Genomic DNA, 24,015 nt, shown 5'->3' with positions numbered 1-24,015 from the left:
CCGCGATCAACGCCGCGAACGAATCACTTCGTTCGGATCGCGGCCGGCCCAGTCCTGGGTGGGAACGATTCGGCGTCGGATCATTCCCGGCGGTGTGTGCCGGGCCCGTCGACCCGGCACACACGACTCAGTAGATGTTGGACGGGCGGACCATGCCCTCGGCGAGATCGCCGAAGCCCGGCGCGGGGATGGCGCCGGGATTGCCGAGCACCTCCTCGACCACCGCTGTCTCGGTGGTGATCAGCAATGCCGCGATCGACGCGGCACTCTCCAACGCCGCCCGGGTCACCTTGCACGGATCGATGACGCCCTCGTCGAACATGTCGCCGTAGGAGCCGCTCAGCGCGTTGAACCCGTGCCCGAGGGGCAGCCCGGTCACCACCTTGACCACCTCTTCGCCGTCGTAGCCGGCGTTGGTGGCGATCCAGAACAGCGGCTCGGCCAGCGAGTTGCGCACCACCTGCACGCCGACGCCCTCATCACCGGAGGTGTCCAGCGATTCCAGCGCCCGGTGGGACTGGGCGAGTGCCGTGCCGCCACCGGAGACGATCCCGGCCTCCACCGCGGCCCGGGTCGCGGCCAGCGCGTCCTCGACCCGCAGCATCCGCTCCTTGAGCTCGACGCTGGTGACGCCGCCGACCCGGATCACCGCGACCCGGCCGGTCATCCGTGCGATCCGCAACTCCAGGGCGTCGCGGTCGGCGTCGATTCGTGCCCGCTCGAGCTGCGCCTCCAGATGGCGTACGCGGGCGTCGACGAGTTCCTGGTCGCCGTGCGCGCCGACGATGGTCGTCTCGTTCTCGGTGACGGTCACCCGGTCGCAGGTGCCGAGGTGCTCCATGCTGACCTCGGAGAGTTCGATCCCGGTGTCCTTGGCGATCACGTGGCCACCCAGGGCGACCGAGAGATCTTCGAGTTCGGCGATCCGCCGATGCCCGAATCCCGGGGCGCGGACGACCACCGACCGCATCGTGTTGTGCATGTTGCCGCCGACGAGCAGCTGCAGGGCCGGTCCGTCGACGTCCTCGGCCAGCACCAGCAGTGGCCGATCGGCACGCTTGGCGACCTCGATGGCAGGCATGATCTCCTGCACCGAGGTGATCTTCTTGTTGGTGAGCAGTACGACGGGGTTGTCGAGCACCGCCTCCATGCGTTCGGGATTGGTCACCATGTACCCGGAGATGTACCCGTGATCGAATTCGATCCCGTCGACGACCTCGACCGACAGCCCGAGGGTGTCGCTCTCCTCGGTGGTGATGACTCCGTTCTTCCCGACGTGCTCGACGGCGGCGGCGATGACCTCACCGATCACCTCGTCGTCGCTGGCCGCCAGCGATGCGACGCGTTCGAGGTCACTGCGGCCACCGATCTGCACGGCCTGCTCGGTCAGCGAGCCGAGCACGGCGGCGACGGCGCGTTCGATACCCCGACGCACCCGCATCGGATTGGCGCCCTGTTCGACGGCTCGCAGGCCCTCGCGGACCATGGCCTGGGCCAGGACCGTCGCGGTGGTGGTGCCGTCACCGACCACCCCGTTGGTCTTCATGGCGACTTCCTTGACCAGTTGGGCGCCCATGTTGGCGAACGGGTCTCGGAGCTGGATCTCGCGGGCGATGGTCACACCGTCGTTGGTGATCGTCGGTGGTCCGGTGAGCTTCTCCAGGACGGCGTTGCGACCCTTGGGTCCCAACGTCACCTTGACCGCGTCGGCGAGGGCATTGACGCCCCGTTCCAGCCGCAGCCGCGCTTCGGCGTTGTAGCGCAACTCCTTGGCCATGTTGTCCAACCTTTCTCGAATGTCGTGCGGGGTAGATCGTTTCGGGTGTTTGCGGTGTTCTCGGGTGTGGGTCAGGGGATCAGGATGGCGCGCCCCCTGACCTTGCCCGCATCGAGGTCGTCGAGGGCCTGCTGGAAATCGGTGAGCGGATAGGTCGCGGTGTGCAGCGTGACCTTGCCCTGGGCGGCCAGCGTCATCAGCTCGGTCAGGTCGTTGTAGGAACCGACGAGATTGCCGATGAAGTTGATCTCGGTCGAGATGATGTCGATGGTGGGGACATTGATGTTCTCGCCGTACCCGACGACGAAATAGTTGCCGGCCTGCCGCAACATCGCGACACCCTCGGCGGTCGCGCCGCCCTCGCCGACGAAGTCGAGCACCGCCTCGGCGCCCTTGCCGTCGGTCAGCTCGAGAACCTTCTCGATGTGGTTGCCGTCGGCGACGATTCCCTCGTGCGCACCGACCTCGACGGCGAGTGCCACCGCGTCGGGGTTGCGGTCGAGCACCACGATGGTGACCCCGGAGATCGCGGAGAGCACCTGAATCCCGATGTGGCCCAAACCGCCTGCACCGATCACGACGCATGTATCGCCGGGGCGGGTCATCCGCGCGACCTTGGCGGCCGCGTGGTAGGCGGTCAGCCCGGCGTCGGCGAGTGCGGCCACCGCGGCGGGCTCGAGCGAGTCGTCGATGCGCACCACGCTGCGGGCCGTCGTCTTCAGATAGTCCGCATAACCACCGTCGGTGTCGATTCCGGGGAACTTGCTGTTCTCGCAATGCACGTCGTCACCGTCGCGGCACGCCCGGCACAGTCCGCAGGTGATCAGCGGGTGCAGGATCACCTTGTCGCCCACCGCGACGTTGGTGACGGCATCGCCGATCGCCTCGACCCAGCCGGCGTTCTCGTGGCCGATCGTGTACGGAAGGGCCACACCGCTCTTGGCCTCCCACTGGCCTTCGAGGATGTGCAGATCGGTCCGGCACACGCCGGCACCGCCGATCCGCACGATCACATCGAGTGGCCCGGTGATCTCCGGATCCGGAATCTCGTTGAGCTGCAACTTGTCGTGGTATCCGACCACCTGTACCGCTCTCATGCCGACCTCTTCTCCTCGAGTGCGCCACCGCTGGTGCGCAGATTGGTGATGACCGGGCCGCTGGTGCCGTCACACTCGCCGTCGTCGGCGTAACGGGTGGCCAGCAGACCACGGCAGAAATGGCTGTTGCCCTCCATGGAGATCCGCACCGATCGCGCGAAGCGCAATCGCATCGGGATCTGCTCGGGTGGCAGCGAGGTGCCGTCCTCGCCGACGACGACCCGGCAGTTGGGACACACACCCAGACCCAGCTGCACGCGGCGGCGCAACAGTGCCCACTTGGCGGAACCGTCGGGCAGATCACGCAGCAAGAGATGTTCACAGTCGTCGACGGTGGCCTGACCGGACGAGATGAGCTTGGCCACAGCGCGTTCCATCGCCGCGGTGTGTGCCTTGCGCAAGAACGTCAGCCGCAGCTCCTCGAGATCCTGTTCGGCCTCCACACCGAAGGTGCCCTTGTAGCCGGCGTGCGCGGCGAGCCCGGCGTTGATCTTGTCCGAGTCGTGGTGGTCATCGAGCATGACCCGCACATCCCCGATGCCGTCGATGTCCTCGAGTGCGTCGAGGGCATCGGAGGCCATCAGATACGCGAAGTTGGGCGAGCAGAACGACGTGGGCAACCGCAGGTGAACGGCGACCCCGTCGTCGTCGATGAAGATCGATCGGACGAAGTTCAACTCGGTGATCGGTTGGTCGAGTTCGGGATCGAGCACCGTACCGAGAGCCCCGAGCACCGCGTCGACGACCATCACATCGGTATCGGTCGGCTCCGACAGGGCCGTCATGATGCCACCGCATCCTTCGCGCCCGCGGCCACCTCGGCTCCCGGGTCGGCGGCGTCGGTGGGGATGCGCAGCTCGGCGGGCACCTCGATGTGCGGGTACAGCGCGGCAGCGTTGAGGCCGAGGATCTTTCGCTTCTGATCGGTGGTGATCGGGGCGTACTCGGTCATGTCCTCGGGGATCTGGAAGTCGACGAAACGTTCCACCAGCCACTGCGGGGTCCACAGCGCGTAGTCGCTGGCGAAGAGGATCTTGTCCTCGCCGATCCAGTACAGGAGCTCACCGATGATCTGCGCGAAGTAGCGTGGCCGCGTGTGGATGAACGGAATCGCCACGGCCAGACCGCCGTAGACATTCGACTCCTGGGTGGCGATCCAGCAGAAGTCCTCGAGGCGGGGGAGCCCGACATGCTCGATGATGAAGTTCAGGTCGAGATAGTCGGTGGCGACCTTGTCGACGTCGGCGACATCGAAGGCATCCCGGTCGAGCGGCCGGATGGTCGGGCCCTTGTGCACGTGCACGTTCTTGATGCCCAGCTTGATGCACTCCTCGAGATACCGGCGCGACCAGTGGTCGTCGAGCTTGTATCCCCTTGAGTCGCCGTGCCATTCGGCGGTGTAGAGCTTCACGCCCTTGAGATCCATCGTCTCGGCGTCGCGGCGGAGCTGCTCGAGGCCGTCCTCGCCGTCGCGCGGATCATAGGCGTGGTTGTAGGTGAGCTTGCCGGGATTGTCCTGGCAGAGCTTCAGCGAGTCGTCGACCTGGGCGAAACCGTTGACGTAGAAATCCCGCAGGATGGTGGCCTGGAAGATCGCGTGATCGGCCGGCCCCTCCTCGAAGAGATCCCGCATGAGGCGATCGGGGCCGTAGTAGCAGTAGGTGTCGTAATCCCACAGCTCCTCGGCGGGACTGAGATTGCGGTGATAGTCGTAAAAGCAGTCGATGAACTGTTTGCCGTGGATGTTGCGCTGGTTGGATTCGCGGCCGTCCCACAGGTGGACGTGGGCATCGACGATGAAATACTTGTCGCCATTCTTCTCGTACATCGTTATCACTCGCTCTCTCGCGGCGTTGACGGGGCTGTGTGGGCTGAAAACTGGTGCTGTGGTGTCTTGTCGGATGGTGGAATTCGCCGCCGGGGCCTGCTTGCGGGGGCGGAATGACCCCGGCGGCGAAGTTCTGTGGCGACCGCTCTTAGGGCATGTCTCCCAATTCCCTTTGCGCGTCTTTGCGGCTCGATGGCCCCCTGGCGGCGTTGTCGTCGGTCACGATAGCTCCGCTATCGCTCCCTCCTCCGCCTTGCCAGGAAACCCATCGACCCCGCAAATCCATCGCAGAAGAATTGGGAGACACGCCCTAGGAGGCGGTCAGATCGAAGCCGATGAACTCGGCGGCGTCCTCGGGACTGGCGAACAGGATGGTCTTGTCGTCGAGATGAACCATCCGGCCGTAGTGGGTCGAGCTGATCTCCTCGAAGATCGATCCGTCGAAGTCCTGGCCGAGGGCGTCGGTCAGTTCGTCGTAGTCGAAAACGAGGCGGTTGACCCCGTCGACGCGGATCATCGAGGGGTACTCGGTGAGTTCGACACCGTCCTTGGCGCCCATCACGTCGGCGACGATGCGCCCGATCGGTGTGTTCATGAGCGTCACGCCGCACATGTTGGAGAACTCGGTGTCGGCCCCGAATTGCATGGTGCTCACTTGTTCAACTCCTCTGGGATATCGACATCGATGGCAGCCAGGACATCGGCGAACTTGGTCTTCGCGTGTTCGAGGCTGGATGAGAACGTGACGGACTTGTCCGCCGGTTGCGACCAGATCGGCTGCAGTCCGCGGGCGGCGTCGAGGCACCGGGGAACCCATTCGGACATCCACCGCGAGAACAGCTTCCGATTGTCGATGCCGTGCTTCTCGTCGCGGGCGAGCATCTGGAACAGTGCGCGCGAGTAGTTCAGGTCCCGGTCGTAGTCGTACTCTCCGGTGCCGACGATCGTCGGGGTGATGTAGTCGCCGTTGCGGGCGGCGACCTGCATGACCAGCTCGGACCGGAACAGTGAGCCCACCAGCTGCTCGAAGACGATGTTGGAGCAGAACAACAATTCGGCCCAGTCGCCGATCGCGGTCAGGCGTTCGACCGCCTCGCGGGTGGGCTGCCACTCGGGAGCCGACTGCCAGACCTCCTTGTGTGCCGATCCGTCGAACGCTTCCTCGGCCTCGGAGAGGTCGAGATTGAACAGCGCCAGATCCTGCGCGAAACGCAGTTTGTGGGCGGCGTTGACGCAGACCGCGTTGTTGATCATGTTGGTTGGCGCGGACCGCTGAATCGAGGTGAACACGTGCAGACCCATACCGCTCTCGGCGTGCATCCAGGCACCGAGGTTGCGCTCGATGAACTTGAGCCACGCGGAGTTCCAGCCGTCGTAGGCCCGTGCGCGCTTGGCGTTCTGCAGGCACAGATCCACCTGATGCACGACCGCGGAGTTGTTGCGGTAGATCGACTGTTCCCACTCCTCGTTGGGGTCGAGGAACTGATGCCAGTTGCTCGACTGTGCCGAGGTCCATTCCTTCGGGTATCCGCCGGGGCCGTCGCCGAAGCCGTAAATCCAGCCCTGGGTGAGGTGCCGTTCGGGATCCGGCTGGACGTCGACTGTGACGTCCTCGTAGATCGTGGCGCGCTTCTTGGAGGGCTGATAGTAGTTGTACTTGCGGCTGCGGCTGCTCGGGAATTCCCGTGCGCCGGCCTCGGCGTCGGTGAATTCGATGGACGGGAAACTGCGTTCCCGGGGTTGCGCTGGTGCGGACATACCTTTCGTTCCTGTCGTTCAGGCTGACTCGACCGCGGTGGTCGTGATCAGGAGTCGAATGCCGGGCTGGTGAACTTGTCGTAGAAGATCTGGTCGTGGGGAACCGAATGCTGTTCCGCCAGTGCGAGAGCTGCATCGACCATGGGTGGGGGACCGCAGAAATACACCTCCGTTCGGGCCAGGTCCGCTTCGTTGTCGTTGACGATGTCGGTGACGTTCCCGCCGATGACGGTGACGCCCTCGGGTGCGTCGTCGGTGCTCTCCGACAGGCATGCGGTGAACGAGAAGTCCTCGATCTTCTCACCGAGAGTGGCGATTTCGTCGAGTAGGAAGAGATCGGCGGCGGTTCGGGCTCCGTAATAGAACCGAACCGGACGGTTCAGGCCGGTCTCGCTGATGTGTCTCAGGAGAGAAAGTAGCGGTGCCATCCCCGCGCCGCCGCCGATTGCCACGATCGGCAGGACGTGCCCGTTGCGCAGGGTGCACGACCCGTACGGACCGTTCAGCTTGATCTCCTGACCCACCGACAGGCCGTCGGTGAGCATGCCGGCGAACAGTCCACCGGGATACTTCTTGATCAGGAACTCGAGCCGGTCCGGGGTGGCCGGGGTGGTGGCAATCGAGAACGAGCGCTTGTCCTCGGTGCCCGGGATGAACAGGTCGAAATACTGTCCCGACTTGAACCCCACGGACTCCGGTTCGACGACATCGAGTTTGAGGGACACGATGTCGGGGGTCATCGGTTCGATGGCAGCGATTTTCGTGGTGACATCCTGAATGGGTGCACCGCCGAGGAGTTCGTCCTCGTCGAAGTTGAGGAGCTCGATCTCGCAGTCGCTGTAAGCGTAAGTGCGGCAGAGAAGTACGTAACCCTCGGCCTCTTCGGCATCATTGCAGGCGAAGGTGGAGTAGTCGTCCATCTGGACGTCGCCTTCGAGCATGTACGACTTGCAGGCCGAACAACGGCCCTCGCGGCAGCCGTGCATGAGGTGGATTCCCTGTCGGAATGCGGCGTCGAGGATGGTTTCGTCCTCGCCGACCTCCATCTCGATGTCGACGGGTTCGAAGCTGATCTTGTGCGTGTCGGCCATGAAGTCTCCTGGGGCGCAAGGCGGTGTGCGGGTGTGGCCGGAACGGCCAGGGCGTATCGAGGTCACGCGTGCGGTGGTGGGCCTCGATACGCCCTGGCCAGGGGCTCCCGGCGTTTCCGGATCAGAGCGTCACGGATCAGACCGTGACGGCCCCGTTCTTGTTGGCCATGTAGGCGGCGATGTGAGCGTCACGCTCGTCATCGCTCATCTCGTTGAGCGCCACGTTGGGGCTGCCGAACGGGATGCCGCGCACATCGTCGAGCGTCCACATCTTCTTGGGGTCGAGATCCAGATGCGGTTGCGGGATCAGGGTCTTGCCGTCATCGCGGACGTAGCCGAGATCGGTGATGATGTCGGCGAGATCCTTGCCGTGATGCAGCGTCTCCCATTCGCGGAAACCGGTGAGGCGACCCATGTTCGGTGTCGGACGACCCTCGTACTCGGGACGGAACGCCACCTTGTCGGTCCAGGCGCAGGTCTCCGAGCAGTAGGTGCGCCACTGGCCGTCGACCTTGTCGGTGACCATGTCCTCGCGGATGAGGCACGGCACCATGCAGGTCCAGCAGCGGTGCGGGTACTGGTAGTCGACGTCCTCGAAGGCGATCGGCTTGTTCTTGCCGGGGTAGGCCAGACGGTTGTAGTTCTCCCACCACTTGCCGAACTTGTTGTACCAGCCGGGGTACTTCTCCTCGAACCACTCGAAGTCGGTGTCGGTCATGGCGTCGATCCGCCAGTAGTTGACCGGCCAGCCGGTGGCGAAGAAGCGGGCGACCTCGTGCACGTAGTGCTTGTCGACAATGCGGTTCCAGGCCTCCTCGACCAGATCGTGCGGGATGGTCAACCCGTACTTCTCCAGCGGCAGAAGGTAACTGCGGTAGTAGTCGTCGTAGATCCACCGACGCCACATCTCGGCGTAGGACTCCCGGTCCTTGCGGCGGTCCTTGGTGCCGTACTCGATGAAGGTACCGATCGCGGCGTCGACGACGCAGTGGTTGTTCCACCATGCGTAGCGCAGATCCCGTTCGAGCAGTGGACGATTGCGCTCGTCGGCCAGGGCCATCAGCAGGATGGAATAGCCGTTGGAGATGTGGCGGGACTCGTCGGACTGCACCGAGTGGAAGACCGTCGGCAGCAGGTAGTCGCCGTTGGCCGCGGCCTCGTCGGGCATCGCCACGAACAGGGTGTTGGTGAAGGCCGTCTCGGCGACCACCGTCAGGTAGATGTTCGCGGCGGTGATGGCATCACCGGTGATGAATCCCTCGCCGAACTGACGGCCGATCGTGCCCGCGTAGTTGTTGGCGAAGGCCTTCTCGGTGATGTCGAAGCCGGCCGGGTCGATGTAGTTGTTCATGTACAGCTTTTTGAGGTTCATCTGGATCGTCGAATGACGAACCTCATCGATCATCTGTACCGCGAGTCCGTTGTGGATCTCCGGGTTGGGGACGGCGTCGATGGCCATCGGCATCGCGCGGGCCGCCGAGATCTCGGGGAACGGGATGATCGACAAGAACAGCTTCTGCCATTCGAGCCAGCGTTCCTGGACCTGACGGAACATGTTGCCGCGGATCGCGCCGTCCATGGCGCCGTAGACGCGGTTGTCCTTCTCCTCTTCCATCGGGAAGTACGACCGCATGATCTGCTTGAGCGGATCCTTTTTTGGTGCCTTCTCGAACGTGTAGTCGGTTCCGAACCGGGTTGCCGGGGTGGCGAAGGTGGGCTCCCACGACAGCTCGGTGATCTTCGCATGGGCCTTGGTCAAGCTCTGCCTGCTCAATGTGCGCCTCCTGTAGAAGAGCCGACGCGGTGTCGGCCTGCGGGCTGAAGCGCTACCGATACAACCGCGTGACGCGTCTCACACCCGTCTCACTGTGAGACTGGCCACATATCCGTCTGCGGAAGATCTGACGTCGGGCGGAACTGCGGCAAGGCGTGCCGCGTCCAACTCGGCATGATGACCTTTCCCGCCGATACCCACGGCCTCATCCATCGAGCGTCGGTGATCGCGGTCGGACTGACCGACGAGGATCTCGCCCGAGCGGTGCGCACCAAGCAGATCGTGCGGATCGTCCGCGGGGTCTACGCCGAGGCGGTGCGCCGGGAGCCCGAGGAACTCCACCGACTGACCGCGATCGCAACGGTGCTCACCGGGACCTCCGACGCGCCGTTGAGCCACCAGAGCGCGGCCGCGGTCCACGGCCTCGCCATGCTCGAACCCAACTTCCGTCGCGTCCACCGCACCGCGCCGACGGGCTTTCGGACCACGACGCTGCACTGTCACGTCGGCGAGGTATCCGAGGCGCACACCGTCGTGATCGACGGCGTGTCGGTGACCTCGCTCGAACGGACCGCCGTCGATGTCGCTTGCGGCGCCGACGGTTTCGCGAGGGCACTGGCCGTCTTCGACGCCGCGCTCCGCCGGGGTGCCGATCGCGAGGTGATGGCCACAATGCTGGCCGGTTCTCGTCGCGGGGTCGGACGGGCCCGGCACGCACTGCAGTTCGCCGACGGAAAGGCCGAGAGCCCGGGGGAGTCGTGGAGTCGCGCCCAACTGATCGAGGCCGGGCTGCGTCCGGCTCGGCTGCAGCACGAGTTCTACGACAAGCACGGCATCTTCGTCGCTCGGACCGATTTCGATTGGGACGGCCTGCTCGTCGGGGAGTTCGACGGCAAGGTCAAGTACCAGAAGCTACTGCGGCCCGGAGAGGACGTCACCGAGGTCGTCCTGCGCGAGAAGGCCCGCGAAGACGCGCTCCGTTCGATGGGCATCATGGTGATCCGCTGGGTCTGGGACGATCTGCGCCGCGGCACGGTGGTCGCGAAGGTGCGTCACTGGCTGGTCCACCTCGCGCTGATGGCGGCCTGACCTGTCGCGAATGTGTGTCGACTTCGGCGTTGTGTGTCCTGCAGGACACACAAAGGCGAAGTCGACACAGATTTGGGCGGGGTTACTGCGCCTCTGGTCCGTAGGACAGGTGCACGACCCCGTTGTCGAAGACGTCGTGGCCGACGACGCGCAGTCGGGTGTCCCCGAGGTCGTCGAACAGACGCGCGCCGGTTCCCAGGACCACCGGGTAGACGAGCAGATGGAGCTCGTCGACCAATCCGTCGGCCAGCAGTGCCCGCACCAGTTGTCCGCTCCCGCTGATGTAGATGCTGCCATCGGTACGCTCTTTGAGATCGGCGACGTTCTGGGCGGAGTAGGGGCCGAGTGCCGACGAATTGCGCCACGTCTCTTGCGCCTCGGCATCGGTCAGCGTCGAGGACACGACGTACTTGGGTGTGTCGTTGAAAAACGGCGCGCCGGGATCGTCATCGGCCGTTCGGGTCGACCAGGCCGGGGCAAACATGTCGAAGGTGTTGTGGCCCAGCAGGATCGCTGTCGACGACGACATGATCTCACCCAGGGTGGCACCCATGGCGTCGGTGAACCCGTAGGGCGCGGTGAATGACGGGTCCTCGAATCGGCCGTCGAGGCTGACGAACTCGTGAACGTGGATCTTTCCCATCGGTGAACTCCTTGTCGGTGCGGCCGACGGGCGATCCGTCGGTGTGCTCGTATCCGTATCGACCGGCAGCACGGCAGAAACTCATCGGCCGGGCGACGCCCCGTTGAGCGCTCGGTACACCGCGGCCTCGAAATCCAGCGCTGCGGTCATTGCCGTCGGGTCCGCGAACGGGAAGAGCTGGGTCCCCCAGGCGCCGGCGATTCCGCTCGATGGATCGATCCAGAAGTACACGTTGGCCAGTCCGGCCCATCCGTAGGAGCCGCTGCGGCGCCCGGTGGGGGCGTCGGACTCGTTGGTCATCGCGAGAAGGTTCCAGCCCTTCGCGACGCCGGGAAAGAACTCCGCGTTACCGGTGCGCCGCGGATCGACGCCGGGCAGTGCGGTGACCTGCAGATCGCCGAGTTGATCGGCGGTGGCCGCGGCGACCGTCTCCGGTCGCAGGAGTTGCTCGCCGTCCTCGGTGCGCCCACCGCGCAGCCACAGCCGCAGGAACCGAAGGACGTCGGGGATCGTGGAGTAGAGGCCCTGCCCGCCCATGTCGACCGGTGGTGCATCCGGCGCCGTCGGGGCGCTCAGCGCTTTGAGGGAGCCGTCGGGCAGACGTGCGTGCAGTGCGGCGGCGCGGGCCAGTGCGGCACCGTCGCGCGCAAAGGCGGTGTCGGACATGCCCAGTGGTGTCAACAACCGCTGCGTCATTGTGTCACCGAGGCGATCGCCGGTGATGCCCTCGATGACCAGTCCGACCCAGTCGAGATTGGTTCCGTACTCCCAGCGGGTGCCGGGGTCGAACATCAGCGTCGTCCCCAAGGAGTCGACGGTGCCGGCGGCCACGTCGGGCAGATCCTGGGCCCGGGCCACCCGGGTGAACTCCGCGTCGAAGAAGGTGTAGGCGAAACCCGCTGTGTGGGTGAGGAGTTGACGTGTGGTCGGGATACTCGCCGGTTCCCGTAGGCGTGGCGTGTCGTCGTCGAATCCGTCGAGCACGGCGAGTTCGGCCAGTCGTGGTTCGTACTCGGCGGCCGGGGCGTCGAGGTCGAGGACGCCGTCGTCGACGAGTTGCAGAGCGACGGTTGCGGTGAGCGACTTGGTGACCGAGTAGAGGGCGAGTACCGAGTCGGTGGCGATCGGTCCGACGGAACCGAGGTGGACCGTCTGCTCGGCGGTGCTCACCCCGGTGACGACGCCGGGCAGGGCCGAGGTGTCGGTGGAACGCAACCAATCGTTGGCAGCACGGGCGATGCGGTCGGTCGCGGCGTGTGGTGCAGAGTGCGGTGTGGATGTCGCCATGGCGACTACCCTGCCAGGTCGCCGACGAAGCGCTCCAACCGCTCGAGTGCGTCGGTGAGATCGGCGGTCGAGGCCGCATACGACAGCCGGATGTGGTCGTCGGCGGTGGCGACGCCGAAATCCTTGCCCGGGGTGAGCGCGACATGCGCCTCGCGCAGGGCACGATCACAGAACTCCGCCGACCTCAGGCCCGTCGGCGAGACGTCGATGTAGACGTAGAACGCGCCGTCCGGCGGGACCGGGACGGGCAGGCCGATGCGCTCGAGACCGTCGAGGACGAGGCGACGACGATTGACGAACTCCCGCCGACGATCCTCGGCGACACCGAGCGACTCCGGGGTGAAACAGCTCAAGGCCGCGTGCTGCGCCGGGGTCGGCGGACTGACGTAGTAGTTCTGCGCGAGCCGCTCGACGGCGTCGACGAGGCCGTCGGGCAGGATCGCCCACCCCAGCCGCCATCCGGTCATGCCGAAGTACTTGGAGAAACTGTTGATGACGACTGTCGACGCCGTTGCGGTCGGGTCGGTGAGCACACTGCGCGGCGGGTGGCCGTCGGCGTCGGGATCGGCGAGGCCCAGGTAGATCTCGTCGACGATGCTCCATCCGCCGCGATCGCCGACCTCGCGACACAGCCGACGCAGGTCGTCGTGGGGGATCGAGGTACCCGTCGGATTCGACGGCGAGGCCACGATCACCCCGCGCGTCATCTCTTCCCACGATCGTGTGACGAGATCCGGTGTCAGTTGGTAATAGGTTTCCGGTGTCGTGGGGATCAACGACACCCGCGCTCCGAAGCTCTCGGCGAACTGCCGATTGCACGGATAGGACGGGTCGCCGATGAGCACGCCGTCGCCGTCGTCGATCAGCGCAGCGCAGGTCAGCAGCAGCGCGGCCGAGGCGCCGGTGGTGACGGCGACCCGACGCGGATCGACCTCGGCGCGAAAGTGCGTCGCGTAGAACCCGGCGACCGCCTCGCGCAGTTCGACGGTGCCGAGGGCCTCGGTGTAGGCCATCGGCCGGCCGTCGGCGGCGTCGCGGGCGGCGGCGAGGAACTGCGGGGGCGGGCCGAAATCCGGTTCGCCGATGTTGAGTCGGATGACCCGGTGACCGGCCGCCTCCACGGCCGCGGCCTTCTTGGCGAACTCCATCGCGTAGAAGGGTGCCACCCGGTGCGCGCGCCGCGAGATGTGCATGGACACATTCTGCGCACGGCGCGCGCACGAGGGGTCGGTGGGTGGGCCGGTCAGGTCAACGGTGGGTCAGGACACGGGTCGGTCAGGGAACGTAGTTGAACGTGTCGGGATCGGGTCCGCGCCGCTTGTCCTTGTTGAGTCCGTCGACGGCAGCCATGTCCTCGGCGGACAGATCGAAGTCGAAGAGCGCGAAGTTCTCCTCGACGCGCGAGCGCGTCACCGACTTGGGGAAGACGATGTCGCCGCGCTGAATGTGCCAGCGCAACACCACCTGTGCCACCGTGCGGGCCTTCTCCTCGGCGATCTTCTTCAGCACCGGATCATCGAGGACGTCGCCCTGCGCAATCGGCGACCATGCCTCGGTGGCGATGTTGTGTTCGGAATCGAAGGCGCGCAACGGGTTCTGGGTGAGGTAGGGGTGCACCTCGATCTGGTTGGCCGCGGGCACGACCTCGGTCTCGGCGAACAGGCGCTCGAGGTGATGCTTCTGGAAATTGGAGACACCGATCGCGCGGGCCTTGCCGTCGGCGTAGATCTTCTCCATCGCCTTCCAGGTCTCGACGAAATCGCCGACCTCGGGCAGCGGCCAATGGATCAGATACAGGTCGACGTGCTCGACACCGAGCCGTTCCAGGGACTTGTCGGTGGCCTCGAGGGCGTCGTCGAAGGCGTGAAAGCTGTTGTTGAGCTTGGTGGTGATGAAGACCTCGTCGCGCGGTATGCCCGACTTGCGTACTGCCTCACCGACTTCGGCTTCGTTCCCGTACATCTGCGCGGTGTCGATGTGACGATAGCCCACCTCGAGGGCCGAGAGGGTGGCCTCGACGGTGTCCTCGGGCTTGATCTGGAAGACACCGAAACCGAGCTGAGGAATCTCGACGCCATTGTTGAGGGTGATGGAAGGGACTGTCATGAAACACCTTTCACTGTGATGGTGGAGTGTGGACCCGCCGGGTGCGTACGAGGGGAATGCCTCACGGGAGGAGGACGAACTTGCCCCGGGGGTGGCGCCCGGACAGGTCGGCCAACGCGTGACCGGCCCTGTCCAGAGGGTACGTCGCGGCGACCTCGGTCACCAGGGACCCATCGGCGGCCGCGGCGATCAGCGGCTCGATGGCCTCGGCCCGGTGGCGCTTGCTGTCGCTGCTCGATCCGTCGATCAGCACGATGCCGTCCTCGGCGCGACCGAAGGCGGCGATGCTCACGATGCGTGAGCGATCGGCCACCAGTTCCAGCGAGACATCGATCGCCTCATCGGTGCCGACCGTGTCGATGGCGACGGTGACCGTCCCCGGCGCCGCCTCGCGGATGCGCTCGATCAGCCCGTCGCCATAGGTGACCGGGAACGCCCCGAGCCCACGCAGATACTCGTGATTGGTCGGCGCCGCGGTGGCGATGACCGTCGCCCCGGCCTTCACCGCGAGCTGGACGGCGACGACACCCACCGCACCCGCGCCGCCGTGCACCACGACGACATCGCCGTCGGCGACGTGTGCGGTGGCGGTGGCATCGGCGGCCGTCACGCCCACCAGCAACAGCCCGGCGGCGCGCTGCACGTCGAGGCTCTCGGGCCGGCGATGGAGCCGGTCGGTGGCGACCACGACGTGGTCGGCGTACGCGCCGGGCACCGGATAGCCGATGACCGGATCGCCGACGGCGAGATCGTCGGTGCCGGGTCCGACGGCCCGAACGGTGCCCGCGAACTCGTTGCCGACCGGTCGCGGCAGGGCGGACTCGTCGGTGCCCATGAAACCCCGGATGATCTTGGCGTCGATCGGGTTCACCCCGATCGCCTCGACCGCCACCACGACCTGCCCCTGATCGGGGACCGGCAACTCGGCCTTGACGACCGCGAGGGCGTCGACCGGGTCGCCGTACCGCACGGCAACGACCTGACGGGCGGTCACCGCGGCGGAGTCGATGTCGAGGGTGTTGTCGTTGGGGTCCGGGGTGTTGGTGTTCGGGATATCGGCGTTCGGGGAATCGGCCATGGTCGGTTCAAGGACTCCCGGGCCGCGCGATATTCCGACGGTGACATTCACCTCAGGGACATTGACCTCAGCGATATCGACCTCAGCGTCGGAACCAGGCGCGTTCGTCCCCGTCGAGGGCGCGGGCCAGACGCTGACGTGTCGTCTCCGCGAGCGGCTGCGGCAGATCATCGGGGACAAACCAGGCCACCGCGAGGTTCTCGTCGTCGCCGACGCGTGGTTCGCCGTCGACGTGCCGCGCGAGAAAGCACACGTCGAGATACTGCGTCTGATCCCCGTTCGGATAGGTGATCATCGGTGTCACGTCGATACTCGTCAGACGGTCGACGACCGCGGTGATCCCGGTTTCCTCGGCGATCTCCCGAACGATCGCGTGCGCGGGTTCTTCGCCGGGCTCGAGGACCCCCGAGACCACCGCCCACTCCTCGGTGTCGGCTCGGTGGGTCAGCAACACGCGACCGGAGTCGTCGACGACGACCCCACTGACCCCCGACAGCCACAGCGGGGAGTGCCCCACGTGCCCACGAAGATCACGGATGAAATCGGGAATCGGCATGCTGATGATCTTGCCTTCCGCATCCGCACACCGCCGGACGCGCGGGTGCGCCGCGCCAGCGCCGGTGACCGTGTTCACATTCGCGCTGGTCGAAGGCGCCAGATCGGCGAATCGCACTTGCGTTCGAGTTCTTGTCGGTGGCCGATGCTTCACTGGGCCCATCCCGACGCAGAGGAGGCCACGGTGTTCGACCCACACACCCCCGATTTCGATGCTCCCGACCCCAACACACCCGATCTCGTCACGCCCGAAACAGGCGAACCCGATCCGGGCCTGGCCTGGACGGCGATGCGTGACTGGCTCACCGATTCCGTAGCGGGCATGCCTGCCGGCGGCGTCCTCGACCTCGGTCCCGCCGAGTACGACGACTCCGACGATGCCGCCGACGTGCCGTGCGCACAGATCCTGGTGCTGCGTGACCAAACCTTCATGGTCAGGCTCTCGACGACAGTGATGACCATCCCGGCGGTTGCCGGATACGCGGTACCACGCGCGATGCTCGACCGCTGGAACTACGAGGATCGGTTCCGTGATTGCACGCACGGATATCTGCTCACCCGCTCACGCGGCTGCGTCGCGGACGTATGCGTCGCCTGGTTCCGGGACCGCCGGGCGATCAGTGGTCCCGCGGTCCTTGGTTGCCACTACACCACCGGCGATCCCGACCCCCGGGCCCGGGCCGCAGGGCGCGGCTCGGATGGGGGAGACCCCTGATCTTTCCCCCAGAAACCCCGCTGACCAGTGAATTCGGCCGACGGACGGCGCATGGTGGAGTCATGAACACCACAACAGATACCACCACCACCCATGACAGCAGCGCACGCCGTAACGGCCCGAACTTCTGGAAGGTCCTGGGCATCATCGCGATCGTCCTCATCGCACTGGCGATGCTCGGACCGATCCTCAAGGGACTGTTCTGGATCGGCCTGATCGGCCTGGCCGTCTACGGCGCGATCATGCTGTTCCGGGCCTCCCGCAGCAAGGGCGGACCCACGTCGTCCGGCTTCTGATCCCACAGACCGGGAGCCGGGGCAGACCGGCCGAGGCAGACTTGGAGATACAGCGTCGACCTGCGACGATGACCCCACTGCGGTTACTCTCCCCTCATGCCGAGGGTGATCGCCACCATCAGTCTGAAGGGAGGGGTGGGCAAGACGACGGTGACCGCCGGGGTTGCCGAATTCCTGTCCGCCGTGTTCGGCAAACGGGTGTTCCTGATCGATCTGGACGCCCAGACCAGCCTGACGACGGTCATGATCGGGTCCGAGCGCTGGCTCGAACTCAACGATCGGGGCCGAACCCTTGCCACCTTGTTCTCCGACGCCCTCGACGGCACCTCGTATTTCGACCGTGAGGCCGTACTGCAGCGTGAGGTGTCCTCGGTGGCGGAGGTCACCGGGGTGGACCTGCTGCCGGCGTCGCTGGATCTGATCGAGCTCGCCGAGGAGTTGAGTGCGCGGCGGGTACTGGCCGACGACCACGCCGCCGCCGTGGAGATCCTGCGCCGCGCCATCGCACCCGTCGCCGACGACTACGACTTCATCCTCATCGACTGCCCACCCACCATGGGTCCCTTCACCCTCAACGGGCTCGCCTGCGCCGACGGCTTCCTCATCCCGACCATCCCGGATGTGTTGTCCACCTACGCCATTCCGCACGTGCAGCGGCACGTCGCCGACTTTGCCGGCGAGATCGGACGCGACATCCGCGAGCTCGGAGTCGTCATCAGCAAGTACCGGCCGTCGTCGGCGCTGCACCAGGACACGGTCAAGCGGCTGCGTCTTGACACCACCATTCAGAACGTGCTGCCCGCCTACATCCACGAGGGCAACGTCGTCGGCGCGGCCGCCGCGTTCGAGCCGTGGCCGACACTGCGCGCCAAATACGGCCATCACGGGCACTACGAGCAGTTCGAGGCACTCACGCTTGCGGTCATGACCGAGGCGTTGGTCAAACTCCCCTGACCGCGGGCCCTCGCCGGTTCGGCGGACGCATCGATCAGCTCAGCTGGGCGAGCTGGTCGATGAGTTCACGCCGGGTGCCCTGCGCCTCCGAATGCCGCAGCGGCTTGACCCGCTCGACGAGGATCTCGTCGGTCGCCTCGGGCAGCAGGCTCAGCACCTCGTCGAGGAAATCCTCGAGCGGCATCGCCCACTCCGCCTGCGCCTGCCCGGGCATGAGGTCGGTCCGTACGGCCGGTGGAACCAGCTCCAGCACGTCGATCCCCTTGGGTGCCAACTGCACTCGCAACGAGTCGGTGAACGAGTGAATCGCCGCCTTGGAGGCGCTGTAGGTCGCGGTGGCGACCATCGGGGTGAAGGCGAGTCCGGAGGACACGGTGATGATGGTGGGGTCGGGACGGTCGGAGAGGAACTCGGTGAACGCGGCGATCAGTCGCAACGGTCCCAGGATGTTGGTTGTCACCACCGCCTCCGCGGTGTCGAGGAAACCGCTTGTGGTCAGGTCTTCCGGGCGCATGATCCCGGCCATCGCGATCAGCACGTTGGTCTCGGGAAAACGTTGCTGCACCTCGGTGCTCACCCGGGTGATGTCGTCGGCGTCGGCGGTGTCGATGCGGACGGTGTGGATGCCGGGGTGGGCCGCGGCGATCTCGTCCAGCAGCGCCGTACGGCGCCCGCCGATGATCACGGTGTTGCCGAGTTCGTGCAGACGCAACGCCAACCCCAGGCCGATGCCGGAGGTCGCGCCGGGGATGAAGACGGTGTTGTCGGTGAGTTTCATGGATGCCACTTCACCATCGGTGTGCCCTGCCCGCCAGGACCTACCCATCCACGGATCGGTGATCCCTGGATAGTGTCGGCCGGCCGGAGTAGGTGTGGACAGATGACCACCAGCCTCGGAACCACCATCGACCGGGCCGGACTCGCCCAGTTCCTGCGTTCCCGGCGCGATGCACTGCAACCGGCCGACGTCGGGCTGCCCGCCGGAGTCCGCCGACGCACCCGCGGACTGCGTCGCGAGGAGCTGGCGCAACTGGCCGGGATGTCGACCGACTATTACAGCCGGCTCGAGCAGCAGCGCGGCCCGCATCCGTCGGCGCAGATGATCGCCGCGATCGCCCAGGCGCTACACCTGCGGCTCGACGAACGCGACCACCTGTTCCGGCTGGCCGGTCTGAATCCGCCGGATCGGATGGCGCACGACGATCACGTCGGACCCGGCATGATGCGGATCGTCGACCGGCTCACCGACACCCCGGCCATGGTCGTCAACAGTGCGGGAGAAACGTTGTGGCAGAACGCGTTGTGCGTGGCGCTCATCGGTGACGACAGTGTTCACACCGGGTATCGCCGCAGTATCACCTACCGGTGGTTCACCGATGAGGCGACCCGCGCACGGTTTCCCGAGGCCGATCACGACCATCACGCGCGAGCGCACACCGCGCGCCTGCGGACAGCGGTGACGATGCAGGGCCCGCGCTCGCGTGCGGCGCGAGTGGCCGACGAATTACGTTCGCAGAGTCCGCAGTTCGCCGAGTTGTGGGATGAGCACGACGTCGGCACCCGACTCGCCGACGACGTCAAGCGCCTCCTGCATCCCGACCTGGGCCTGGTCGAGGTGAATTGTCAGACGCTGCTCGACCCGGACCGCGCCCACGCACTGCTGGTGTACACCGCGATACCCGGAAGCGAGAGCCACGAGAAACTCTCGATGCTCTCGGCGGTCATGGTCTGAGGTCATCGGGGTACGACCCCGTGCTCATCGAGATCAGGTGAGGTCGTCGTCGGACAGAGCTGAGGCGAGGGCCACCACGCCCTCGGTCAGATGTGAGCGCATCTGCGGGTCAAGGCGTTCCATGGCCGCACCGAGGATCTGGGCCCTTGCCGAGCGTGCTTGGTTGATGTGTTCGGTGCCCGCGACGGTCGCGACGAGCTGTCGTGCGCGCCCGTCGTCGGGGTCGGGCGCGCGCTCGACGAAGCCCTGCTGTTCCAGGGAGGCGACGATGCGCGACATCGTCGGCATCGTCACCGACTCCCGATCGGCGAGTTCGGACAGGCGCAGCGGACCGTGATTGATGATCGTCCACAGCGCCGAGGCCACACCCGCGCTGAGCACGCCCTGGCCGCCGGTGCGCAGTGATCGGGTGATCCGGACCAGGTGGTGATAGAGAACCGCGACGTCGGAGGTGTCGGGCGTGGCGGTGGCCTCGACAGCGGTCGTGGTGTCCGGTGCGGTCGTCGACATCGGAACGCTCCTTTCGGGAGGTACGCCGCCGAATATAGTTTCCTGGTGCTAAGTAAGCGAACAGTAAAGCCGGGATGCTCTGATGTGTACTTCGGGCGTGCTCGGTTTCACAGCGGGGAATTCTCGCCGTCGACGTGTGCTTACGGTGGAGTAGGGCGGGATGGCGACGAACCGCACCCGACCGCCCAAGACGAATGAGAACCCAACACGAAAACGAGGTGCACTGTGGCACGAGTGATCATCATCGGGGGACACGGGAAGATCGCGCTGCGACTGGCGCGGCTGCTCACCGCACGAGGCGACGCGGTCAGCTCGGTGATCCGCAACCAGGCGCAGAGTGACGACATCATCGCGACCGGCGCCACGCCCGTCGTCGCCGATGTGGAGCACCTCGACACCGAGGCCATCGCCGAGGCGCTCACCGGGCACGACGTCGTCGTGTGGTCGGCAGGTGCCGGTGGCGGCAACCCCGAGCGCACCTTCGCGGTCGACCGCGATGCCGCGATCCGCTCCATCGACGCCGCAGCGGCGGCCGGCGTGCCGCGCTACGTCATGGTCTCCTACTACGGTGCCGGACCCGATCACGGTGTCCCCGAGGATAATTCGTTCTACGCCTATGCCGAGGCCAAGGCTGCGGCCGACGCCCATCTCACGAGCACCGATCTGGCCTGGACGATTCTCGGGCCGAGCCGACTCACCGACGACCCGGGCTCCGGCCGCATCGAGGTCGGGGGATCGGACACCTCCGCCGGGTCCGGAACATCGGGGAGCACGACATCCAAGAGCGAGGTCAGTCGCGACAACGTCGCCGCGGTCGCTGCGGCGGTGATCGCCGATCCGGCCACCGCGAAGCGGGTCATCGAGTTCAACGACGGCGACGTGCCGATCGAGACGGCGCTGGCCTAGTGCAGGCTCGCGAGATGCACTGACATGAGCGGTTTCGGGCGGGCGCTCGCGGAGATCGTCGGTGAGCGCAACGTGCTCACCGACGACGACGCCATGGCCGGATACCTCGTCGACTGGATGGGCCGCTATACCGGCATCGCCGATGCGGTGGTCCGGCCGCGTACCGTCGACGAGGTGGCTGCTGTGATGAAAGTGGCTGCAGCTCAGCAGATTCAGGTCTGTATTCAAGGCGGCAACACCGGCCTCGTCGGCGGGTCGGTGCCGCCGGCGACCGCAGATGGGCGCCGACGCATCGTGCTCAGCACGGCGCGGATGACAGATCTCGACGAGGTCGACCCGATCGGACGATGCGTGGGCGCGCAGGCCGGAGCGACGATCGCCGCCATCGATGCGCATGCCGCGGTCCACGGACTGATGTTCCCGGTCGACCTCGCTTCCCGGGACAGCGCCACCGCGGGCGGTGTCGTCGCCACCAACGCCGGTGGCATCCGCATGATCCGGCACGGCAACACCCGAGCGGCGTTACTCGGCATCGAGGCCGTCCGCGCCGACGGCGCCGTCCTGCGACGCTGGTCGCCGCTCGTGAAAGACAATGTGGGATATGATATCCCGGGCTTGCTCGCCGGGAGTGAAGGCACTCTGGCCATCATCACCAGAGTGTTGTTCCGGTTGGTCGGCCCGCCGGTCGCGACCGTTGTCGTCGTGGCCGCACTCAAGCGGGTGGCCGACGCGCTCACCCTGATCGGGCGGGCCCGCGAGGCAGGTCTGGCGATCGAGGCCGCCGAGTTCATGACCCGCGAGGGTGTCGACCTCGTCGCCGAACACGGCAGCCGACGTCCGGTCTCCACCCCCGCTCCCTACCATCTGCTGCTCGAGGTCTCCGGCGCCGGCGACACCGAGGCCGCCGTCATCGACCTCCTCGACGACGCCGACGGCATCGTCGACGCCGTGCTCGAGCCCGGTCCCGCGCGGGCCCTGTGGGAGATCCGGGAGAGCCACACCGAGGCCATCGCCCGGGCCACCACGACCCCGGTCGTCAAACTCGACGTGTCGTTCCCGATCCGCTCCCTCCCGCATGCCATCGCCGAATTACAGGACCTGCCCGGTCATCTCGACGTCGCCTGCCGCCCCATCCTCTTCGGGCACATCGGCGACGGCAACATCCACGTGAACCTCCTCGACGTCCCGGCCGAGGCAGCCGACACCGTCACCGACGCGGTCTTCGGGATCGTCGCCCGGCTCGACGGCAGCATCAGCGCCGAACACGGGATCGGCCGGGCGAAGACGGCGTGGACCCGACTCGGTCGTTCGCCGACCGACCTGGCCACGATGCGCGCCATCAAGGACGCCCTCGATCCGCAGGGTCTGCTCAATCCCGGGGTGCTCTTCGGCTGAGTCGAGCCGCGCCGCACGGCCACGCCACATTACGATCACGGTGATCGTGACCCTGGTCGTGCGCCGAACGCATCCCTACGGTGGAGCATTTGTGAGTTCCACCCTGACCGACATCACACCCGACGTTCCCGCCGAGGACGACGCCGCACGGCGGCGCCGGCTGCGCACGGTCGTCGCCGCCAGCCTGCTCGGCACCACCATCGAGTGGTACGACTTCTTCCTCTACGCGACCGCCGCGAGCCTGGTGTTCTCCAAGGTCTTCTTTCCCGATCAGAGCAGCTTCGTCGGAACGCTGTTGTCGTTCGCGACCTTTGCCGTCGGCTTCGTCGTGCGCCCGATCGGTGGTGTCGTGTTCGGACACATCGGCGACCGCATCGGCCGCAAACGCACCCTCGCGGTGACGATGGTGCTGATGGGCGCGGCGACGGCACTCATGGGTGTCCTGCCGACCGCCGCTCAGATCGGGTTCCTCGCCCCGGTACTGCTGCTGTGCCTGCGCATCCTGCAGGGGTTCGCCCTCGGCGGCGAATGGGCCGGCGCGGTGCTGCTCGCCGTCGAACACAGCCCGGCGCGGCGTCGTGGTCTGTTCGGGTCGATCCCGCAGATCGGCCTGGCGCTCGGGCTCGCGTTGGGCACCGGTGTCTTCGCGATACTCCAGGTGGCCTTCAACGATCACGACTTCCTGGTCTACGGATGGCGGATCGCGTTCCTGTTGAGCATCGTGCTGGTGGTCATCGGATTCGTGGTGCGGTTGAAGGTCTCGGAGACCCCGGCCTTCCGTGAGGTCGCCGAGCTCGAGCAGAAGTCGAGTGCCCCGCTGCGCGACGTCGTCCTTCCACCCAACACCCGCAACACCGTCCTCGGTCTGCTCGCCCGCTGGGGTGAGGGATCGGCGTTCAACACCTGGGGCGTGTTCGCGATCGCCTACGCCACCGGCAGTCTGGGCCTACCGCGGGTGCCGGTCCTGGTGTCGGTCACCATCGCCGCACTCGTGATGGCGGTGGGCCTGCCGGCGTCGGGATTGCTGACCGACCGCTACGGGCCGCGCCGCATCTACCTGATCGGCATGATCGCCTACGCGGTCGCGGTCTATCCGGTCTTCGCACTGTTCGGCACCGAGAACCTGGTGTGGTTCACCGTCAGCCTGGTGATCGTCTTCGGTGTGGTCCACGCACTGTTCTACGGCGCCCAGGGCACCTTGTTCGCCTCGCTGTACCCGACGCCGGTGCGCTACACCGGACTCTCGGTCGTCTACCAGTTCTCCGGCATCTATGCCTCGGGTCTGACACCGCTGATCCTGACCGCACTCATCGGTGCCGGTGGCGGATCGCCGTGGTGGGCGGCGGGTTACCTGGTGGCCACCGGACTGATCAGCGTGGCCGCGACGGCGGCGATCCGGCAGCGCGACCTGCACCTCTGAGAGT

Annotated in this window: 24 protein-coding genes; 8 read left to right on the top strand and 16 right to left on the bottom strand. The window is 66.3% G+C overall.

The genetic code is table 11. From position 1 onward, the window contains the following. Positions 1 to 127: 127 nt before the first annotated feature. The 8 genes from groL to J6U32_RS21490 all read right to left on the bottom strand — a co-directional run bounded on the left by groL (position 128) and on the right by J6U32_RS21490 (position 9,325). On the bottom strand, positions 128 to 1,777 hold the full coding sequence (gene groL / locus J6U32_RS21525; protein WP_208792063.1) for a chaperonin GroEL: 1,650 nt from the start codon (positions 1,775 to 1,777) through the stop codon (positions 128 to 130). A gap of 71 nt (positions 1,778 to 1,848) precedes the next feature. Beyond that, positions 1,849 to 2,874, bottom strand: a complete 1,026-nt coding sequence (locus J6U32_RS21520) for an NAD(P)-dependent alcohol dehydrogenase (RefSeq protein WP_208792062.1) — start codon at positions 2,872 to 2,874, stop codon at positions 1,849 to 1,851. Beyond that, entirely contained in the window at positions 2,871 to 3,659 is a 789-nt protein-coding gene (locus J6U32_RS21515) for an iron-sulfur cluster assembly protein (RefSeq protein WP_208792061.1), read from the bottom strand. The genes J6U32_RS21520 and J6U32_RS21515 overlap by 4 nt, the downstream gene beginning before the upstream one ends. Then, positions 3,656 to 4,702 carry an amidohydrolase family protein gene (locus J6U32_RS21510; protein WP_006370696.1) on the bottom strand — a complete coding sequence of 349 codons (1,047 nt, stop codon included), beginning with the start codon at positions 4,700 to 4,702 and terminating at the stop codon, positions 3,656 to 3,658. Before J6U32_RS21510 ends, J6U32_RS21515 begins: the two co-directional genes overlap by 4 nt. Positions 4,703 to 5,012: 310 nt before the next feature. Beyond that, a complete protein-coding gene (gene mimD / locus J6U32_RS21505; RefSeq protein ID WP_208796265.1) occupies positions 5,013 to 5,348 on the bottom strand; it encodes a propane 2-monooxygenase effector subunit MimD in 336 nt (111 codons plus the stop codon). A gap of 5 nt (positions 5,349 to 5,353) precedes the next feature. Then, a complete protein-coding gene (locus tag J6U32_RS21500) occupies positions 5,354 to 6,460 on the bottom strand; it encodes an aromatic/alkene monooxygenase hydroxylase subunit beta (protein ID WP_006370698.1) in 1,107 nt (368 codons plus the stop codon). 47 nt (positions 6,461 to 6,507) lie between these two features. Continuing rightward, positions 6,508 to 7,551 carry a 2Fe-2S iron-sulfur cluster-binding protein gene (locus J6U32_RS21495; RefSeq protein ID WP_208792060.1) on the bottom strand — a complete coding sequence of 348 codons (1,044 nt, stop codon included), beginning with the start codon at positions 7,549 to 7,551 and terminating at the stop codon, positions 6,508 to 6,510. Between the two features lie 136 nt (positions 7,552 to 7,687). Further along, a complete protein-coding gene (locus J6U32_RS21490) occupies positions 7,688 to 9,325 on the bottom strand; it encodes an aromatic/alkene/methane monooxygenase hydroxylase/oxygenase subunit alpha (RefSeq protein WP_208792059.1) in 1,638 nt (545 codons plus the stop codon). Positions 9,326 to 9,499: 174 nt separating this feature from the next. Here J6U32_RS21490 and J6U32_RS21485 point away from each other — a divergent pair, with 174 nt between their 5' ends. After that, the gene (locus J6U32_RS21485) at positions 9,500 to 10,414 is read left to right on the top strand and encodes a type IV toxin-antitoxin system AbiEi family antitoxin domain-containing protein (RefSeq protein ID WP_208792058.1); all 915 of its coding nucleotides are present in this window, start codon (positions 9,500 to 9,502) and stop codon (positions 10,412 to 10,414) included. Between the two features lie 82 nt (positions 10,415 to 10,496). Here the strand turns inward: J6U32_RS21485 and J6U32_RS21480 are convergent, their stop codons facing one another. The 6 genes from J6U32_RS21480 to J6U32_RS21455 all read right to left on the bottom strand — a co-directional run bounded on the left by J6U32_RS21480 (position 10,497) and on the right by J6U32_RS21455 (position 16,084). After that, entirely contained in the window at positions 10,497 to 11,057 is a 561-nt protein-coding gene (locus J6U32_RS21480) for a dihydrofolate reductase family protein (protein ID WP_208792057.1), read from the bottom strand. A gap of 81 nt (positions 11,058 to 11,138) precedes the next feature. Continuing rightward, positions 11,139 to 12,344 carry a serine hydrolase domain-containing protein gene (locus J6U32_RS21475; protein WP_208792056.1) on the bottom strand — a complete coding sequence of 402 codons (1,206 nt, stop codon included), beginning with the start codon at positions 12,342 to 12,344 and terminating at the stop codon, positions 11,139 to 11,141. 5 nt (positions 12,345 to 12,349) lie between these two features. After that, positions 12,350 to 13,537 carry an aminotransferase class I/II-fold pyridoxal phosphate-dependent enzyme gene (locus tag J6U32_RS21470; RefSeq protein ID WP_208792055.1) on the bottom strand — a complete coding sequence of 396 codons (1,188 nt, stop codon included), beginning with the start codon at positions 13,535 to 13,537 and terminating at the stop codon, positions 12,350 to 12,352. 82 nt (positions 13,538 to 13,619) lie between these two features. After that, positions 13,620 to 14,450: an aldo/keto reductase gene (locus J6U32_RS21465; RefSeq protein WP_208792054.1), complete on the bottom strand. Its 831-nt coding sequence runs from the start codon at positions 14,448 to 14,450 to the stop codon at positions 13,620 to 13,622. A gap of 61 nt (positions 14,451 to 14,511) precedes the next feature. Beyond that, entirely contained in the window at positions 14,512 to 15,528 is a 1,017-nt protein-coding gene (locus J6U32_RS21460; RefSeq protein WP_208792053.1) for an NADP-dependent oxidoreductase, read from the bottom strand. A gap of 82 nt (positions 15,529 to 15,610) precedes the next feature. After that, positions 15,611 to 16,084, bottom strand: coding sequence for an NUDIX hydrolase (locus tag J6U32_RS21455; protein ID WP_208792052.1), 474 nt, complete (start codon positions 16,082 to 16,084; stop codon positions 15,611 to 15,613). Positions 16,085 to 16,267: 183 nt separating this feature from the next. Here J6U32_RS21455 and J6U32_RS21450 point away from each other — a divergent pair, with 183 nt between their 5' ends. The 3 genes from J6U32_RS21450 to J6U32_RS21440 all read left to right on the top strand — a co-directional run bounded on the left by J6U32_RS21450 (position 16,268) and on the right by J6U32_RS21440 (position 18,048). Beyond that, positions 16,268 to 16,798, top strand: a complete 531-nt coding sequence (locus J6U32_RS21450; protein ID WP_244332262.1) for a hypothetical protein — start codon at positions 16,268 to 16,270, stop codon at positions 16,796 to 16,798. A gap of 62 nt (positions 16,799 to 16,860) precedes the next feature. After that, positions 16,861 to 17,094, top strand: coding sequence for a hypothetical protein (locus J6U32_RS21445; RefSeq protein ID WP_208792050.1), 234 nt, complete (start codon positions 16,861 to 16,863; stop codon positions 17,092 to 17,094). A gap of 96 nt (positions 17,095 to 17,190) precedes the next feature. Further along, positions 17,191 to 18,048 (top strand): ParA family protein, encoded by an 858-nt coding sequence (locus J6U32_RS21440; protein WP_208792049.1) that lies wholly within the window; start codon positions 17,191 to 17,193, stop codon positions 18,046 to 18,048. A gap of 34 nt (positions 18,049 to 18,082) precedes the next feature. On the opposite strand, the gene J6U32_RS21435 is transcribed toward J6U32_RS21440, so the two are convergent. Then, positions 18,083 to 18,826, bottom strand: a complete 744-nt coding sequence (locus tag J6U32_RS21435) for an SDR family oxidoreductase (protein WP_208792048.1) — start codon at positions 18,824 to 18,826, stop codon at positions 18,083 to 18,085. Between the two features lie 102 nt (positions 18,827 to 18,928). On the opposite strand from J6U32_RS21435, the gene J6U32_RS21430 reads away from it, so the two are divergent. Continuing rightward, complete coding sequence (locus tag J6U32_RS21430) at positions 18,929 to 19,780, top strand: helix-turn-helix domain-containing protein (RefSeq protein ID WP_208792047.1); 852 nt, start codon at positions 18,929 to 18,931, stop codon at positions 19,778 to 19,780. Positions 19,781 to 19,813: 33 nt separating this feature from the next. On the opposite strand, the gene J6U32_RS21425 is transcribed toward J6U32_RS21430, so the two are convergent. After that, on the bottom strand, positions 19,814 to 20,290 hold the full coding sequence (locus J6U32_RS21425) for a MarR family winged helix-turn-helix transcriptional regulator (protein ID WP_208792046.1): 477 nt from the start codon (positions 20,288 to 20,290) through the stop codon (positions 19,814 to 19,816). Between the two features lie 225 nt (positions 20,291 to 20,515). Between J6U32_RS21425 and J6U32_RS21420 the strand changes: the two genes are divergently transcribed. From J6U32_RS21420 to J6U32_RS21410, 3 genes are all read left to right on the top strand, one after another. Beyond that, positions 20,516 to 21,196 (top strand): NAD(P)H-binding protein, encoded by a 681-nt coding sequence (locus J6U32_RS21420; RefSeq protein WP_208792045.1) that lies wholly within the window; start codon positions 20,516 to 20,518, stop codon positions 21,194 to 21,196. Between the two features lie 24 nt (positions 21,197 to 21,220). Further along, positions 21,221 to 22,591, top strand: coding sequence for an FAD-binding oxidoreductase (locus tag J6U32_RS21415; RefSeq protein WP_208792044.1), 1,371 nt, complete (start codon positions 21,221 to 21,223; stop codon positions 22,589 to 22,591). Positions 22,592 to 22,682: 91 nt separating this feature from the next. Further along, entirely contained in the window at positions 22,683 to 24,011 is a 1,329-nt protein-coding gene (locus J6U32_RS21410) for an MFS transporter (RefSeq protein WP_208792043.1), read from the top strand. Positions 24,012 to 24,015 lie beyond the last annotated feature (4 nt).

It is taken from the genome of Gordonia polyisoprenivorans, assembly GCF_017654315.1.
Lineage (GTDB): Bacteria > Actinomycetota > Actinomycetes > Mycobacteriales > Mycobacteriaceae > Gordonia > Gordonia polyisoprenivorans_A.
The sequence above is the reverse complement of the archived record's forward strand: the minus strand, read 5'-3'. Positions and strand labels throughout refer to the sequence as shown.

Excerpts from the sequence above, each read along its gene's own strand:
- J6U32_RS21475 (WP_208792056.1), bottom strand. The coding sequence starts at position 12,344 with ATGGCGACATCCACACCGCACTCTGCACCACACGCCGCGACCGACCGC.
- J6U32_RS21415 (WP_208792044.1), top strand. The coding sequence starts at position 21,221 with ATGAGCGGTTTCGGGCGGGCGCTCGCGGAGATCGTCGGTGAGCGCAAC.
- J6U32_RS21495 (WP_208792060.1), bottom strand. The coding sequence starts at position 7,551 with ATGGCCGACACGCACAAGATCAGCTTCGAACCCGTCGACATCGAGATG.
- J6U32_RS21455 (WP_208792052.1), bottom strand. The coding sequence starts at position 16,084 with ATGCCGATTCCCGATTTCATCCGTGATCTTCGTGGGCACGTGGGGCAC.
- J6U32_RS21515 (WP_208792061.1), bottom strand. The coding sequence starts at position 3,659 with ATGACGGCCCTGTCGGAGCCGACCGATACCGATGTGATGGTCGTCGAC.
- groL (WP_208792063.1), bottom strand. The coding sequence starts at position 1,777 with ATGGCCAAGGAGTTGCGCTACAACGCCGAAGCGCGGCTGCGGCTGGAA.
- J6U32_RS21435 (WP_208792048.1), bottom strand. The coding sequence starts at position 18,826 with ATGAAACTCACCGACAACACCGTCTTCATCCCCGGCGCGACCTCCGGC.
- J6U32_RS21465 (WP_208792054.1), bottom strand. The coding sequence starts at position 14,450 with ATGACAGTCCCTTCCATCACCCTCAACAATGGCGTCGAGATTCCTCAG.
- J6U32_RS21445 (WP_208792050.1), top strand. The coding sequence starts at position 16,861 with ATGAACACCACAACAGATACCACCACCACCCATGACAGCAGCGCACGC.
- J6U32_RS21485 (WP_208792058.1), top strand. The coding sequence starts at position 9,500 with ATGATGACCTTTCCCGCCGATACCCACGGCCTCATCCATCGAGCGTCG.
- J6U32_RS21460 (WP_208792053.1), bottom strand. The coding sequence starts at position 15,528 with ATGGCCGATTCCCCGAACGCCGATATCCCGAACACCAACACCCCGGAC.
- J6U32_RS21480 (WP_208792057.1), bottom strand. The coding sequence starts at position 11,057 with ATGGGAAAGATCCACGTTCACGAGTTCGTCAGCCTCGACGGCCGATTC.
- J6U32_RS21520 (WP_208792062.1), bottom strand. The coding sequence starts at position 2,874 with ATGAGAGCGGTACAGGTGGTCGGATACCACGACAAGTTGCAGCTCAAC.
- J6U32_RS21430 (WP_208792047.1), top strand. The coding sequence starts at position 18,929 with ATGACCACCAGCCTCGGAACCACCATCGACCGGGCCGGACTCGCCCAG.
- J6U32_RS21500 (WP_006370698.1), bottom strand. The coding sequence starts at position 6,460 with ATGTCCGCACCAGCGCAACCCCGGGAACGCAGTTTCCCGTCCATCGAA.
- J6U32_RS21425 (WP_208792046.1), bottom strand. The coding sequence starts at position 20,290 with ATGTCGACGACCGCACCGGACACCACGACCGCTGTCGAGGCCACCGCC.
- J6U32_RS21470 (WP_208792055.1), bottom strand. The coding sequence starts at position 13,537 with ATGCACATCTCGCGGCGCGCGCACCGGGTGGCACCCTTCTACGCGATG.
- J6U32_RS21510 (WP_006370696.1), bottom strand. The coding sequence starts at position 4,702 with ATGTACGAGAAGAATGGCGACAAGTATTTCATCGTCGATGCCCACGTC.
- mimD (WP_208796265.1), bottom strand. The coding sequence starts at position 5,348 with ATGCAATTCGGGGCCGACACCGAGTTCTCCAACATGTGCGGCGTGACG.
- J6U32_RS21440 (WP_208792049.1), top strand. The coding sequence starts at position 17,191 with ATGCCGAGGGTGATCGCCACCATCAGTCTGAAGGGAGGGGTGGGCAAG.